Raw genomic sequence first — 15,025 nt, 5'->3', positions numbered from 1 at the left:
AGCGGGACGGAGGATCTGTGTGCAATGGGACCGCGACCGCCCTCGGTCGCTGATGGCAGGAAGCGACCGGGGGCGGTCGCGGTCCCGGGGCAATCACTCCTCTGCCCGACTCCGCTCAACCCAGCGCCTTCAACAACCGCTCCAGCTCGACCTTTTTTGCCTGCTGCTCGGCGAGCTGTTTGCGCGCGCCTTCGAGGACGGCCGGCGGTGCCTTGCTGACGAACGCCTGGTTCGAAAGTCGCGCCTCAGTGGCCGCGATGTGCTTGGTGATCTGCTCGACCTCCTTGCTGAGACGAATCTTTTCCGCCCCGGCATCGACGCTGCTGGCCAGGTCCAGGTAGACGGTGCCCAGCGGGGTGACGACCGCCGGTGCGCCTTCGACCTTGTCCCGCAGCGTAATTTCAGCAGCGCCGATCATGCGCGTGAGTTTGGCCAGGCTGGCCGCGATCACGGCCCAGTCAGCGGCGAGCGCGGTCACCATCAGCTTCACATCACGACGACTCGCGAGATTGTGATCCGCCTTCAACGCGCGCGCCTGCGACACCAGGCCCTTCAACTTTTCGACCGAGGCAATCGCCGCGTGATCGAGGGCCGGCAGGTGGGCCGCGAGCTCAGCCGCGGTTTCGATTCGCACTTCCTCGATGAAGGTGCCGTCCGCTCCGTAGCCGAGCTGATGCCACAGCTCCTCGGTGATGTAGGGAATATACGGATGCAGCAGCAGCACGGTCTGGCGCAGCACGAGATCCTGGATCGCGAGGCAGTTCGGCTTGGTCGCCGGGTCCTGCAGCTTCGACTTCGAGACTTCCACGTACCAATCGCAAAAGTCGTTCCAGAAAAATCCGTACAACGCCTGCACGGCGGTGCTGAACTCGAACTGCGCGAAGCAGCGTTCCACTTCGCGGGTCGTCGCCACGAGGCGCTCGAGAATCGTGTGATCGTCGGCGTCGAACCGCGACACGTCGAACCGCTTCTGGATGGCCGCGCTCGAGGACACCTCGCCGGCGTCGCCGCTCATCTGCCGGAACCGGCACGCGTTCCAGAGCTTGTTGCAGAAGTTCTTGCCGCTCTCGATCCGGTCCTCCTGGAACCGGATGTCCTGGCCTTGCGGCGCGATCGACACGATGCCGAAGCGCAGGCCGTCCGCGCCGTACTTCTCGATCAGATCGAGCGGATCGGGCGAGTTGCCGAGCGACTTCGACATCTTGCGTCCCTGCTGATCGCGAATGATGCCCGTGAAGTAGACATGCTTGAACGGAATCCGCGCGCGAATCTCGTCATTGCTGAGCCTCTCAATACCGGAAACCGGAGACTGGAGACCGGAAGCGTTCAATCCGCTGTTGCCCGTTTCCGGTATCCGCTTTCCGGTTTCCGGTTTCCCCATGAACTCCAGGCCCGCCATGATCATCCGGGCGACCCAGAAGAAAATAATGTCCGGCCCGGTCACGAGCGTCGTCGTCGGGTAGAAGTAATCGAGCCCGGCCTTCTTTTCATCGGCGGGATTTGGCCAGCCCATGGTGGCGAACGGCCAGAGCCACGAGGATGCCCACGTGTCGAGCACGTCGTCCTCCTGCACCCAGTTCTCCGGATCCGCGGGGCCTTCGAGCGAAACGTGGACCTTCGTCGCGTCGCGCAGATCAGCCTCGGTGAGCTTCTCCTTGTCCAAGCCTTTCCGATACCACACGGGAATCCGGTGGCCCCACCACAGCTGGCGGCTGATGCACCAGTCCTGGATGTTTTCCAGCCAGTGCAGGTAGACTTTGCTCCAGCGTTCCGGGTGGAACGTGATGTGGCCGTCGCGCACCGCGGCCTTGGCTTCCTCGACGCGCGGATACTTCAGCCACCACTGCCAGGTGAGCCGCGGCTCGATCGGGACGTCGGCGCGCTCGGAGTAACCGACGTTGTTCGCGTAAGCCTCCTCGGCGACGAGTGCACCGCTGGCCTTGAGCAACTCCGCCGCCTTCTTGCGGCCGGCGAAACGATCGAGCCCGGCGAGTTCCGGCCCAGCGAACGCGTTCAGCGTGCCGTTGGACTCCAGCACATCGATGATCGCCAGCTGGTGCCGCCCGCCGATCTCGAAGTCGGCCTTGTCGTGCGCGGGCGTGATCTTCAACGCGCCAGTGCCGAATTCCTTGTCGACCGCGGTGTCGGCGATAATCGGAATCTCCGCCGCCGGCCCCAGGGCGCGGCGCACCTTCTTGCCGATCCAGCCCGCGTAGCGCGGGTCGTCCGGATGCACGGCGATGGCGACGTCACCCGGAATCGTCTCGGGCCGCGTGGTCTTGACCTCGACGAACAGTCCGGGCGCATCCACGCGTTCGTAGCGAACGCGGTAGATCGTGCCGTTGACCGGCTTCATGATCACTTCCTCGTCGCTGAGCGCGGTCTGCGACACCGGACACCAGTTCACCATCCGCTTGCCGCGGTAGATGTGGCCCTTGCCGAAGAGGTCGACGAACACCGAGAGGACGGCCCGCGAGTAATGCGGGTCCATCGTGAACTGCGTGCGATCCCAGTCACAGGAGGCGCCGAGCCGGCGGAGCTGTTCGAGAATGATGCCGCCCTTCTCGGCGCGCCATTCCCAGACCTTGGCGAGAAACTTGTCCCGGCCGAAGTCGTGCCGCGTTTTCTTCTGCTTGCGCAGTTCGCGCTCGACCACGGTCTGCGTCGCGATCCCCGCGTGGTCCGTGCCGGGAATCCACAAGGCGGATTTGCCCTCGAGCCGGGCCCGGCGGATCAGGATGTCCTGAAGCGTGTTGTTGAGCACATGCCCCATCGTGAGCACGCCCGTGACATTGGGCGGCGGGATGACGATGGTGTACGGTTCCCGGCTGGGATCGACCTTGCCGGCGAACGCGTTCGCCGCCAGCCAGGCGGCGTACCATTTCTTTTCAACGTCGCGCGGTTCGTAGCTCTTGGTGATCTCGGACATGGGTGCTGGGAAGAGGTGAACCGCGGAGAAAACGCGCGGCGACGACGCGAGGCAAGTGGTTAGTTCCATCGCGAGCCGCAGCGGCGACGGCCTCCGTCCCTTGCTGGCGGACGTATATGATTCGTAAAGGAATCGAGTGGGTTAAGACCGGCCCGACTCCAGCTGAGGCGTCCACTTTGGACGTTGAACATTCGCGTTCGCCCGTTCGATGCTGCACGGTCCCACCCACTTTCATGCCCGCCCTCATCGCCCATCGCGCCAGCGAGCAGCTCACGTTTGTCGGAGACGTTTCCGCCGCCATCCGGCTCGCGGCCGGCAAGGAGTTTCTGAAGACGGAGATGGCGGCCCTCCGGGGGCGGCACCGCGCGGGCGCGTCCGGTCTCACGATCTGTCACGACCGCGCCGCGATCATCGACGCACTGCTCGTTCGGCTCTTCGACTACGCGATGGGATCGTATCAACGCCAGCACGGCGCCGTGCCCGCCCCGGTCACGCTCGTGGCCCTCGGCGGTTACGGGCGGAGCGAGTTGTCTCCCTGGAGCGACGTGGACCTGATGTTTCTGTTTCCGACGAAGACCAAGCCGGCGGAGGCGAAGCCGTTGCAGGAGCACCTGACCAACGAGATCCTTTACATCCTGTGGGACTGCGGGCTGAAAGTCGGCCACTCGACGCGCACGATCGACGAGGCGTTCATCGAAGCGCGGAAGGAAATCCTGACGAAGACCGCGCTGCTCGAGGCGCGGCGCATCGCCGGTTCCGAAAAGCTGTTCGACACCTTCTCGCAGGCCTACCGGAGTTACTACGCGAGCGAATATCCCAAGGACTACATCGCGGCGCGCCTCGACGATCAGGCGAACCGGCGCTCGAAGTACGCGAACACCGTTTTCAACCAGGAGCCCGACATCAAGAACGGCGTGGGCGGCCTGCGCGACTACCAGAACGCGTGCTGGATGGCGCGGGTGAAGCTCGACATCCAGTCCATCGACGAATTGGCCACGCAAAATTACCTGCGGGCCGACGACCTCGCGGCGTTTCGGCGGGCATACGATTTTCTGCTGCGGGTGCGCAACGAGCTGCACTTCATGAGCGCGCGCGCGACCGATGTCATGAGCCTGGATCTGCAGCCGAAGATCGCCGAAAACCTCGGTTACACCGAAAAGGAGATGCTGCCCCGCGTGGAGCATTTCATGCAGGATTACTACCGGTCGGCGCAGACCATCTTCCGCGTGTCGAAGCTCGTGGAGGATCGACTGGCTCTGAGCATCGGGCGCAATGGCAACGGCGACAAACGCTCGTTCCGCGAATCGCTACTGGCGTCACGCTTCACCCGCTCCAAGCGCATCGACGGGTTTCTCCTGCGCGGCCGCGAACTGGCCGCGGAAAAGCCGGACGTCTTCCGCGAGGATCCGATCCGGCTGATCCGCGTATTCCGCCATCTCCAGACCCTCGAGGCCGGCCTCGACTTCCATCTCGCGGACCTGATCCGCACCTCGCTGCCCCTCCTGACCCGCGCGGTCGCGGAGTCACACGATGCCAGCGTGAGTTTCCGGGCGATTCTGTCGGAGGCGGGTGCGGTCCATCCGATTCTCGCGAAGATGCATGAACTCGGGGTGCTCGGGCGGTTCATTCCCGAATTCGACGCCCTGACCTGCCTCGTGCAGCACGAGTACTATCACCGGTACACGGCGGACGTGCACACGCTGAACGCGATTCGCGAGCTCGATCGCATCTACACCGAGGCCGAGCCGATCACGTTGAAATATCGCGCGGCGCTGCACGAGACGACGGATCCGTCGCTGCTCTATCTGACGCTGCTGCTACACGACATCGGCAAGTCGGAAGGCATTCGCGGCCACGCGGAAAGCGGCGTGCGCCTGTCCGCGCCACTCCTTGAAAGATTCGGCGTATCTCCCACCAACCGAGAGCTTATCCTTTTTGTCATTCAAAATCATCTAGCGATGGCACGATTCTGGCAGAAGCGGGATGTAGATGATCCCAACACTGCCACGGCCTTCGCCGACCTGGTGGGGGACGCCGATCGCCTCAGGCATCTGTACGTCCACACGTTCTGTGACGCCCGCGCCACTGCCGCCGACCTTTGGAATAGTTACAAGGACACGTTGCACACGACCCTCTATCGCTCCACGTTCGAGCGGTTGAAAAATGGCGCCGCCGTTGACGCCAGTCTGCAGGAAAAGAAAAAAATGACCCAACAGGAGTTAATCGCGAAAACCATCCCGGGAATCAGCGCCGATGAAATCAATGCGCACTTCGGCCTGCTGCCGGACCGCTATTTCATCCACACCGACTCCGAAGAAATCGCCCTGCACATCCAGATGGTGAACCGGTTGTTGCGGTCGATCACCACCGCCGATTCAGTGGGCTCGCTGCGTCCAATCATCGAGTGGAAGGACGACATCAACCGGTCGCTGACCGTCGTGAACGTCGTGACGTGGGACCGCGCCGGGCTCTTCTACAAGCTGGCGGGTGCGTTCAGCGTCGCGGGCCTGAGCATTCTGGGATCGAAGGTCATTTCCCGCACGGATCACATCGCGATCGACACCTTCTACGTGGTCGAACCCGGCCGCGGTCCGGTGCAGAGCGCGAGTGCGCAGGAAAAATTTGCCAAGACGATCGAGGAGGCGCTCGTGGCCAACCGCGATCTGCTGCCGGACATCATGGCGCAGGCGAAGAAGATCGCCTCCACGCGCTACCTGTCGACCTCGACCGGCGAGGCGCTGCACAGTTCGTTTCCTCCGACGGTGGACGTGTATCACGAGCTTTCGATGGAGCGCACGATCGTCGAGATTCAGGCGCGGGATCAGATCGGTCTGCTGTATCGGCTGGCGCGGACGATCTCGGATCACAATTTCGACATCACCTTTGCGCGCATCGGGACCGAGCGCGGCGTGGCGATCGACACCTTCTACATCGAGGGCGCGAACCACGAGCCGATCGAGACCCCCGAGCGCCTCCACGCCCTGCGCGATGCATTGAACGAAGTGATTTCGCCGCCGGTCGTGGCGAAGTGATTCGAGACCGGAAACCGGAAACCGGATACCGAAAACCGGATACCGGATACCGGAAACTGGGGGACTGCAGACCTGTACAGTGCGATGGTGGATGTTCGGCTTCGGAGATGAGCCGTGAAGTTTTCAAAGCTCGCACCAAGGCATTCGCTCTTCGCGTCATCAATCTGGTCGACGCGCTGCCGAGCGACGCCGTTTCCGCCACGCTCGGTCGTCAATTGCTCCGGGCCGGCACTTCCGTCGCCGCCAACTATCGAGCCGCAGTCCGTGGGCGTTCTCCCGCCGACTTCGTGGCCAAAATGGGCATTGTCGAAGAAGAATGCGACGAATCCCTTTTCTGGATGGAACTGCTGATCGAATCCCGCCGCTTGAACGCCGAACGCGTTTCGGAATTGATGCGTGAAGGCAGCGAAATCCTCGCAATCACCGTGGCCTCGATCAAAACCGCTCGTCGTGTCCGCTAGCTCCCCATTCGACAGCGATCCGGTTTTCGGTTTCCGGTCTCCGGTTTCGTCCGACCCCCGCGCCCTCCCCGCCCTCTACCGCATCGCGTCGCTCACGTCGGCCACGGACGATCCGCGCACGGCCCTGCGCGAGATGCTCGCATTGTTCGTCGATGTATTCCGCGCCGACGCCGGTTCCATCGGGCTCATCAGCCCGGACTCGCGCCGCCTCGAAACTGAAGTCCAGGTCGGCACGACCTCGGAGAGCGGCGTTTCTCAGGGCCTGAAACTGGGCCACGGGATCACGGGCTGGTGCGTGCTCAACCAGCGCTCCCTGCTGGTGGCCGACGTGACCTTCGAGCCGCGCTACATCGCCGTGCGCGCCTCGGCGCGCTGTGAGATGGCGGCACCGATTCAATCGGGCGACAACATCATCGGCGTGATCGATCTCGAGAGCGATCGCATCGGTGGCTTCACCCCCGCCGACCTGAAGTTGCTGGAACAGTTTGCGGCCGAAGCCGCACGCGTCATGGAACGCCTGTGGCAGCTGGGCCATCTGAAAGCCAAGGCGCGCCAGCTCGAATCGCTCATTACCGCGGGCCAGTCACTCGTCTCGAAACTGGAGCAACAGGAACTCTTCGACACGCTCACGCGCGAGGCCCGGCACATGATGCAGGCCCAGGCCTGCGCGCTGTATCTGCATTCCCCCGACACCGGCACGGTGCGGTGCGCGTCACTCACCGCCGGCTCGGCCACGCCGCCACCGGCGGGCGAGCTGCCGATTGATTCCTGCCTCGTCGCCTCGCCGATTCACACCCGCCACCAGGTGTGGTTCGAGGATATCCAGTCCCCCGAGTACCGCGAACTGCTCGACCTGCCCGCCGACCCGGCACTGCGCTCGGTGCTCGCGAGCCCCATGTTGTTCGAAGGCGAGGTGCTGGGTGTCGTCGCTCTCTTCACAAACCACATCCACCGTTTCGACAACGACGAGAAGCGCCTGTGCGCCGCGCTCGCCAGCCTCGGCTCCGTCGCCCTGCAGAACGCCCGGCTCTACGCCCGCGTTTTCCAGAGCGAGGATGTCCTGCGCAAGAATGAGCGTCTGACCACGCTCGGCCTCCTCGCCGCCGAAATCGCCCACGAGATCCGCAATCCCCTCACCGTGCTCAAGCTGCTCCAGGGCGGACTCGGCCTGGATTTTCCCGAAGGCGATCCGCGCCGCACGGATATGCGCGTGATCGGGGAAAAACTCGATCAGCTCGAGGCCATCGTCACGCGCGTGCTCAGCTTCGCCAAGGCCCCCTCAAGCCTGCATTCACGCTGGTCGATCGCCGACATCATCGAGGACACACTCCTGCTCGTCCGGCTGAAGCTCGCGCAAAGCAAGGTCATCGTCAGCTTCGACGCGCCGGCCCGCCTCTATTTCGTCGACGCCCACAAAGGCCAGATCCAGCAGGTGCTGTTGAACCTGCTCCTCAACGCCACGCAGGCGATGCCCGAGGGCGGCACGATCACGCTGGCGGTGACGCCGGAGGATCGCCCCGGAGCGCATTTCCTGTGCATCGACATCAGCGATACCGGCACGGGCGTCGCCGACGACCTGCGCGAGCGCATCTTCGATTCGTTTCTGTCGGGCCGCCCCGACGGCACCGGCCTCGGTCTCGCGATCGCCAAACGCATTCTGCTCAGCCACCACGGCGACATCACGCTCCTGCAGACCAGCCCGGCCGGGACGACGATGCGGCTCACGCTGCCGATTGCGAAATGATGAACGCGACCATTGCGGAGTGCGGATTCAATCGCTCGGAGCTCCGGCGAGAAACTTCCCGCGAATAGCGCGCAGTGAGGCGAATCTCAGCCGTGAAATCCAAACCGTCGCCCACCGGTGCGTCGAAGGTTCAAGGTTCCTATCCTTGCCTTTTGATTCGCGTTGCTTCGCGCAATTCGCGGGCAAACGGCTTGCTCCGCCTCCGCGCCACGCAGCATTCACCATGACCCGCCTTCTCCGTCAGCGTCGCACTCTCATGGCCCTCGCCTTTCTGCTCATCGCGGGCGGCCTTGCGGTGCTGTTCTTCCTGCAGCGCATGCCGCTGCCGATGCGCATCCTGGTTGGACTGATCGACGTGTTTGCCGGCCTCGGGTTTCTCGTCCTCGTCCGGCAGAAATTCCCGCGCTAGAGCAGTTTTGACAAAGTCGTAGCCACGAGCGCCAGCGAGTGGACCGGCGATCCACTCGCTGGCGCTCGTGGCTACGCGTCTGAAAGCGGCTACACCTTCAATGAATTCGCTCTAAGGGCGTCAGCGCTCCACCGGCCGCAGCTTGATGTCGACCATCAGGTCGGCGGCGATCTTCTCCAAGTCGGCGCGCACGGCGGCAATCTTCACCGTCGCCGGCACAAACACCGTGGCGCGGGCTTGAAACAAAACGCCGCCGTCCATCGGCGCATTCACGCGCTCGGACGCCAGTTCCTCGACGTTCATGCCGTGCGCGGCGAAGACGCCCGACACGCTGCGCAGAATTCCCGGCCGATCCGTGCCGACCAGATCCACGCTGGCGAGCGAACCCGCCACCGCGCCCGCGCCGCCGGCCGGCCCGCCTTCCGCGTGAATGATCACGCGCAGGCCGTCGACTTCGAGCGTGCGCAACGCGTTCACCAATTCATCGCGCCGCTCGGCCGCCACCTCGACGCGCAGAATGCCGGCGAATTGTCCGCCGAGCCGGCACATCCGGCTCTCGAGCCAGTTGCCGCCGTGGTCAGCCACGCGCGCCGCCACCATTTGCACCAGACCAGGGCGGTCGGCCCCAATCACCGTCATCACGAGAGTCGCGAGCATACCCCGGCAACCGTGGGCGGCGGCGCGAAGCCGGGCAATCCCCGAAAATGCCGAGCGGCCTACTCCTCGAGCTCCACGTTCCAGTACGCGACGTCGAGGAAGTCCTTCCAGACCTCGTGGTGCTGGTTGCCGAGCACGAGCGAGATGACCGGCCGCCATTTCGGCCGCACCGGTTTGCGGATGAGCCGCATGCCGGCCTCGTGCGGGAGGCGGTTCGCCTTGCGCGTGTTGCACTTGATGCACGAGCACACGATGTTTTCCCACGTGGTCTTCCCGCCGTGATCGCGCGGGATCACATGATCGAGATTGAGCTGCTCCCGCGGCATCGGCCGCGAGCAATACTGGCAGGTGTTCTTGTCGCGCTCGAAGACGTTGTTGCGCGTCAGCTTCAATTCCTTGCACGGCAGCTTGTCGAAAAAGGTCAGCAGAATCACGCGCGGCAGCCGAATGATTCGCGTCGGCGTGTGCACCGTCTCCTTCGCGACGTGCGGCGGATTGCTCACCGAAAAATCGATCCAGTCGAGCATCGAGAACGTCCGGAAATCATCATCGTGGTGATGCACGACTTGAGCGTGACCACGGGCGAGGAGCCCGAAGGCGCGTTTCGCGCCAATCACGTTCACCGCCTGCCATAGGCGGTTAAGCACGAGCACCGGTTGGTCGAGCGCGGCTTCCATATACGGGGACAGGCCAATAACGGCGGGAGCGACAGACTGTCAAGGCCCCGGGAATCGCGGTGCGATCAAGGCGTGACCGGGAGCGCCCCGGACTTCGCTCCAATCGTCACCGGTCCGCCGCCCGTGCCGTGCGCTGAAACACCTGGATCGCGTCGCCGCGATAAGCCGGCGCTGGATCACCGGGCGCGCCGTGATAGTTTGCCGCCACCCATCGCATCAGCTCCCCGCCGGCACCCGGTCGCTCCCCATAAAGTCGGATGCCGTACTCGCTGAGATCGCGCGGCACCGTAATCACGTAGTCAGGCGGACGCTGCTGGAGCTCCGCCACCAACTGTGCCTCCCGACCGCCTTCCGTCGCCGCGGAATAAAAGAAGAACGGCGCGAGCGGACTGCGCAACCGCGGCAGGTAATTCAACATCAGCCCCTCGGGCAGAACGAGGAGGGTCGTCGTCGGCGGCAGCGTTTTCAACTGCCCGGCGATGCGCGCGAATGGCTCCGCCGCGCCATAGGTGTAAAACCGATCGCGCCCCTCGCCGAGTGGCAGCGTCAACGCCCGGTACGTTTCGTGACTCAGCCGCGACAGCGTGACGACTCCCGGCAGGATCAGCGCAAGGGCGCCCGCCACCAGCCAGCGCCGGCTCCGCGCCGTCGTTGCGACGCACGCGGGGAGTTCGCCGACCACCACCGCCACGACCACGACTGCGGCGATCGCCGCCTGGTAGTATCCGAAATGATAGAGCCGTCCGTTCAACGCCATGCGCGCGAGGAGCGTCACGCCCATGACGGCCAGCAGCCACCGTACGTTCTCGGCGCCGGCTTCGGTGACCGCAGCGTCGATCCGATTGCGCCGCCACAGACGCCAACCCACATAAAGCACGAGCAACCCCGGCAGGCACCGGCCCGATTCCCGCCAGAACGCAGCGGGCACGCTCACCGCCACCGCGGCGAGAATCGCGAGGCCCGCCCACTCCGCGCTCCGCGCCTGCGTCCCGCGCAGCCGCTCGCACGCCCGGCCCATCACCGCGAGGATCGCCAGCAAGCCAAGCGCGGCGATCACCGCACCAGTCTGTTCCCAGAGATGCGCGCCCGGCGTATCCAAGCCGGCATAACGCGCCTGGGCGGGATCGCCCACGAAACGCGTCGTGCCTACGACGCTCAGCCACGCCCGACCCGCGTAGGCCGCGGCATCCGCGAACGCCACGTGCCGCGAAAAATAGACGGTGAAGGCGAGGGTCGGCAGCAGTGCGCCCACCGTCGCCACCGCCGCAAGGTCCCGGCGCCACGGCGTTCCCTGCCGGCGTTGCAGGATCACTGCCATCACCAGCAAACCCGCGCCGGATAAAATGAACTCAGGCTTCAAAACGCAGGTCAGGCCAAACAATCCGCCCGCGACGGCGCTGTTAAAAAGAGCAGGCCGCTCCACCCAGCGCACCAGCACCGCGGCCAGTGCCACCAGCACGAGCATCCCGTGCGTCGTCTCATGCGCATACGGCGCCGCATACGTGAAGTTGCCGGCGAACAGGAAACGCGAGAAGCCGAACACCGCGACGAAAACCCCGAGCGCCGCGAGCGCCGCGGTTGCGCCCCACGCGCGGCGGACGAGATTGTACAGGAGTGCGACGATGCCCGCGAAGACGACGAGATTCGCCGTGACGAGCACCATCAATCCCGGCCCGAAGACGCGGAAGAGCCCGGCGTTCACGTACTGCGAAAGCGGCCCGTAGAAATCATCGACGTCGCGATACAGCACCGCGCCCTCCGCCAGCCGCCACGGCACATAGAGTTCGCGCCCAAAATCCGAAATCGGATCCGGCCAGCGCCGCCACGACACCACGAGATAGTACGCGGCCAGCGCCGCGAGCATCAGCCCGTGCACCACCGGATGCGAACGCCAGCGCGCGGGCGTGCCAGGGGCGGGTTCGTTGAGAGAGGGTGTGCGCGGCCGTTGCGCCATTCGAACGCGACAGTCACGACGCTCCGGATCACGTCAACGCTGGCGTGGTCCGGAGAACGGGTGAGGCAATTAATTTTCCGCCTGGGACCGCGACCGCCCCCGGTCGCTTCCGACTCGGCAGCGACCGGGGGCGGTCGCGGTCCAAATCGGTCGGTGTCCAAATCGCCCCGTATCCGAAGCGGATAACTTCTCACTCCCCCGTCGTCACCGCATCACCCGCCCGCATCGGCGCGAGCGGCACGCCCTTCACCTTGATCCCGGCGAGCTTCTTCAAAACGAAATCCGCCTCCGCCTCCGCCACGTCGACGAGCGTATGGCGTTGGTGAATATCGATCGCCCCGACCACCTCCGGGGGCAGGCGCGTGACGCCGGCGATCTTGCCGACGACGTCCGCCGGCGTGACGAGCTGCTTGCGCCCGACGTTCAGGAAAATGGGCGTCATGCCCGGTTCGCGCCCGGTGCGGGCCGGCCGATCGTAGCGGGGTTTCCGGGACGGACCGGAATCGTCCGCATTTTCGTCCGCCGCGCCTTCATCACCTTCAGGCGCGGGAGCCTGGGGCGAGGCCGCCGGCGCGGGCTTGGCACCAGCCGACTTCACCCACAAGGGCGCCGGCTTCACGGGCTTGGCCGTCGGGGGCCGATATTCCTGCTGAGGCGCCGCGGACGGCGACGGGGCCGGCGCTGCCGGCTTCTTCGTCGCGGCGGTGGTGCCCGCCTGCGCGTTCTGCAAAAGATGAATCAACGCCGAACAGATGTCTGTGCTGGCATAACCCTGATCGAGCAGGCGATCGATCATCTCGTCGTGCGGCTTGAACTGCTTTGCATCGAGCGTCGCCCGGATTTTTTCCACGAAGACGTTGGACCGCGCCGACTCGACTTCATCCAGCGAAGGAATTTTGCCGCGGCGAATATCCAGTTTCGCCCAGCGCACCATGCTCTGCAGCTTGTAGATTTCCTGGCCCGACACGAAGGTGAACGCCTGCCCCTTGCGGCCAGCCCGGCCGGTGCGCCCGATGCGGTGCGTGTAATCCTCGGCGTCGTTCGGCAGATCGAAATTGAACACGACCTCGAGATCGTCAACGTCGAGTCCCCGCGCCGCGACGTCGGTCGCCACGAGAAACTCGAAGGCTCGCCGGCGGAACTTGTCCATCACGCGATCGCGTTGCGCCTGTGAGATGTCGCCGTGCAGGCGATCGGTCATGTAGCCGCGCGCGTGCAGATGCTCGTCGAGATCATCGACCATGATCTTCGTACTGCAGAAAATGATGCCATAGCGGAAATCGTTCACGTCGATCAGGCGCGTCAAAGCCTCGATCTTCGAGCGACGGTCGACTTCGAAATACGTTTGCTCCACCTGCGGCGCGTTCTGCGCCACGGAGTCGATCTTGATCCAGGCCGGGTCCTTGGAGTAGCGGCTGATGAGATCCTGAATCGCACGCGGAATCGTCGCGGAGAAGAAGAGGAGCTGCCGCGTCGGCGGCACGGATTTCAGGATGTGCTCGATGTCGTCGCGGAAACCCATGTCGAGCATGCGGTCCGTCTCGTCGAGGATCACGAGCTTGAGCTGGTCGAGCTTGAGAGTCCCGCGCTCCATGTGATCCATCACGCGGCCGGGAGTGCCGATGACAATCTGCACGCCCGCCGCGAGCGCGCGGAATTGCCGCTCATAACTCTGGCCGCCGTAAATCGGCACGCCGGAGACGCCGCGTTTGAAGAGGGCGAGCTTGCCGAACTCCTCGGCCACCTGCACCGCGAGTTCGCGCGTCGGGCAGAGAATGAGCACCTGCACCGCGCGGATCTTCGGGTCGACCTTTTCAATCGCCGGAATCGCGAACGCCGCGGTCTTGCCCGAGCCGGTGGACGACTGGCCCACCACGTCACGCCCTTCGAGAATGGTCGGAATGACCGCAGTTTGAATCGGAGAGGCTTCCTCAAACCCCATCTTCGCTACGGCTTTGAGGAGGTCGGCGGACAGGCCGAGTTGATCGAACGGACGTTTTTCCATGCGACACCTTGGCCCCGTCCTTTCCTATTCGCGAGCCCACAATCTCTCATTCCGCCGGAGACCGTCCGGAGAAAAATCGGCCAAAAAAAGCACGTCGCGTGCATCCGGCGCTCACGCCCGTTCGTTTGAGAAATCGTTCACGCGGGGGATTCGCCCTCCGCACCCTCCAAACAACCGTTGCCCATTCGACATGAAATCGTTCCGCCCTGTTGTTGCCGCCCTCTCCCTGGTCCTTGCCTCCGCCGCCACCGCGCAGACCAGTAGTCTCGTAAACAATTCCACCCGCGGCGTCGCCGGCAGTGGCGCCAACGCCATGATCAGCGGCTTCGTCGTGAACGCCCCCGCCGGCCAGCTGCGGTGGGTGCTGATCCGCGGCGTGGGCCCGACGTTGTCCACCTTCGGCGTGGCCTCGCCGCTCGCTGACCCCGCCATTCAGGTCACCGCCTCGGGCGGAACCGTGATCGGCGTGAATGACAACGTCGCCACCGCACCGAACCTTCCGCTGCTCAACACGGTTTCCGCCGGCGTCGGCGCGTTCCCGCTGACCAGCGCGAACGACGCCGCCCTGCTCATCGGCGTGCCGGCGGGCGCGTACACCGTGCAACTGCACACCAACGCCGCCACCGAAGCGCGCCCCGCGCTGCTCGAGGTCTACGAGTTCGGCGCCGTCGCACCCAACGGGGTCAGCCAGTCGATCAGCGGCCTCGCGGCGTCCAACGCGAATCTCAGCACCCTGGCCACCGCGCTGCGCATCACCGGGCTCGACGCCACGCTCTCGGCTGGCGGGCCGTTCACGGTCTTCGCGCCGACAAACGCCGCCTTCGCCGCGCTGCCACCCGCGACGCTCAACAGCCTGCTCGCGAATCCCGCCCAACTCGCCCAGGTGCTGCTCTTCCACGTTGCGAGCGGACAGGTGCTGTCCTCGCAGCTGACCAACGGACAAAACGTGACGACGCTCCGCACCGGCGCCCGCCCCTTGGTCGTTAACCTCACGGGCGGCGTGAAAATCGACGCCGCCAACGTGGTCGCCGCCGACGTGCGTGGCCTCAACGGTGTGGTCCACGTGATCGATTCTGTCTTGCTCCCGTAACACCCTAAACGCCCGGGCCTGACCTCCCGCGGCGCAATTTCCCGCGGGCTGCACCTCACCTGCAGCC

At 64.7% G+C, this 15,025-nt stretch carries 10 protein-coding genes; 5 read left to right on the top strand and 5 right to left on the bottom strand.

What is annotated here, in order from left to right:
- Positions 1-115: 115 nt before the first annotated feature.
- A complete protein-coding gene (locus ACLJEU_RS08300) occupies positions 116-2,929 on the bottom strand; it encodes a valine--tRNA ligase (RefSeq protein ID WP_414662141.1) in 2,814 nt (937 codons plus the stop codon).
- Positions 2,930-3,162: 233 nt separating this feature from the next.
- Here ACLJEU_RS08300 and glnD point away from each other — a divergent pair, with 233 nt between their 5' ends.
- The 4 genes from glnD (at position 3,163) to ACLJEU_RS08280 (ending at position 8,575) form a co-directional block, all read left to right on the top strand.
- Positions 3,163-5,961, top strand: coding sequence for a [protein-PII] uridylyltransferase (glnD, locus tag ACLJEU_RS08295; RefSeq protein WP_414662140.1), 2,799 nt, complete (start codon positions 3,163-3,165; stop codon positions 5,959-5,961).
- Between the two features lie 107 nt (positions 5,962-6,068).
- Entirely contained in the window at positions 6,069-6,422 is a 354-nt protein-coding gene (locus ACLJEU_RS08290; protein ID WP_414662139.1) for a four helix bundle protein, read from the top strand.
- Positions 6,412-8,166 (top strand): GAF domain-containing protein, encoded by a 1,755-nt coding sequence (locus ACLJEU_RS08285; RefSeq protein ID WP_414662138.1) that lies wholly within the window; start codon positions 6,412-6,414, stop codon positions 8,164-8,166. The genes ACLJEU_RS08290 and ACLJEU_RS08285 overlap by 11 nt, the downstream gene beginning before the upstream one ends.
- Before the next feature lie 256 nt (positions 8,167-8,422).
- Positions 8,423-8,575 (top strand): hypothetical protein, encoded by a 153-nt coding sequence (locus tag ACLJEU_RS08280; protein WP_414662137.1) that lies wholly within the window; start codon positions 8,423-8,425, stop codon positions 8,573-8,575.
- Between the two features lie 120 nt (positions 8,576-8,695).
- On the opposite strand, the gene ACLJEU_RS08275 is transcribed toward ACLJEU_RS08280, so the two are convergent.
- The 4 genes from ACLJEU_RS08275 to ACLJEU_RS08260 all read right to left on the bottom strand — a co-directional run bounded on the left by ACLJEU_RS08275 (position 8,696) and on the right by ACLJEU_RS08260 (position 13,868).
- Positions 8,696-9,232: a glycine cleavage system protein R gene (locus ACLJEU_RS08275; RefSeq protein ID WP_414662136.1), complete on the bottom strand. Its 537-nt coding sequence runs from the start codon at positions 9,230-9,232 to the stop codon at positions 8,696-8,698.
- Between the two features lie 59 nt (positions 9,233-9,291).
- On the bottom strand, positions 9,292-9,909 hold the full coding sequence (locus tag ACLJEU_RS08270; protein ID WP_414662135.1) for an HNH endonuclease: 618 nt from the start codon (positions 9,907-9,909) through the stop codon (positions 9,292-9,294).
- A gap of 106 nt (positions 9,910-10,015) precedes the next feature.
- Positions 10,016-11,863 (bottom strand): hypothetical protein, encoded by a 1,848-nt coding sequence (locus tag ACLJEU_RS08265; RefSeq protein WP_414662134.1) that lies wholly within the window; start codon positions 11,861-11,863, stop codon positions 10,016-10,018.
- A 190-nt stretch (positions 11,864-12,053) separates the two neighbouring features.
- Complete coding sequence (locus ACLJEU_RS08260) at positions 12,054-13,868, bottom strand: DEAD/DEAH box helicase (RefSeq protein ID WP_414662133.1); 1,815 nt, start codon at positions 13,866-13,868, stop codon at positions 12,054-12,056.
- A gap of 190 nt (positions 13,869-14,058) precedes the next feature.
- On the opposite strand from ACLJEU_RS08260, the gene ACLJEU_RS08255 reads away from it, so the two are divergent.
- Positions 14,059-14,958: a fasciclin domain-containing protein gene (locus tag ACLJEU_RS08255; RefSeq protein ID WP_414662132.1), complete on the top strand. Its 900-nt coding sequence runs from the start codon at positions 14,059-14,061 to the stop codon at positions 14,956-14,958.
- Positions 14,959-15,025: the final 67 nt, after the last annotated feature.

The organism is Terrisphaera buseokensis, assembly GCF_047521145.2.
GTDB lineage: Bacteria > Verrucomicrobiota > Verrucomicrobiia > Opitutales > Opitutaceae > ER46.
The sequence above is the reverse complement of the archived record's forward strand: the minus strand, read 5'-3'. Positions and strand labels throughout refer to the sequence as shown.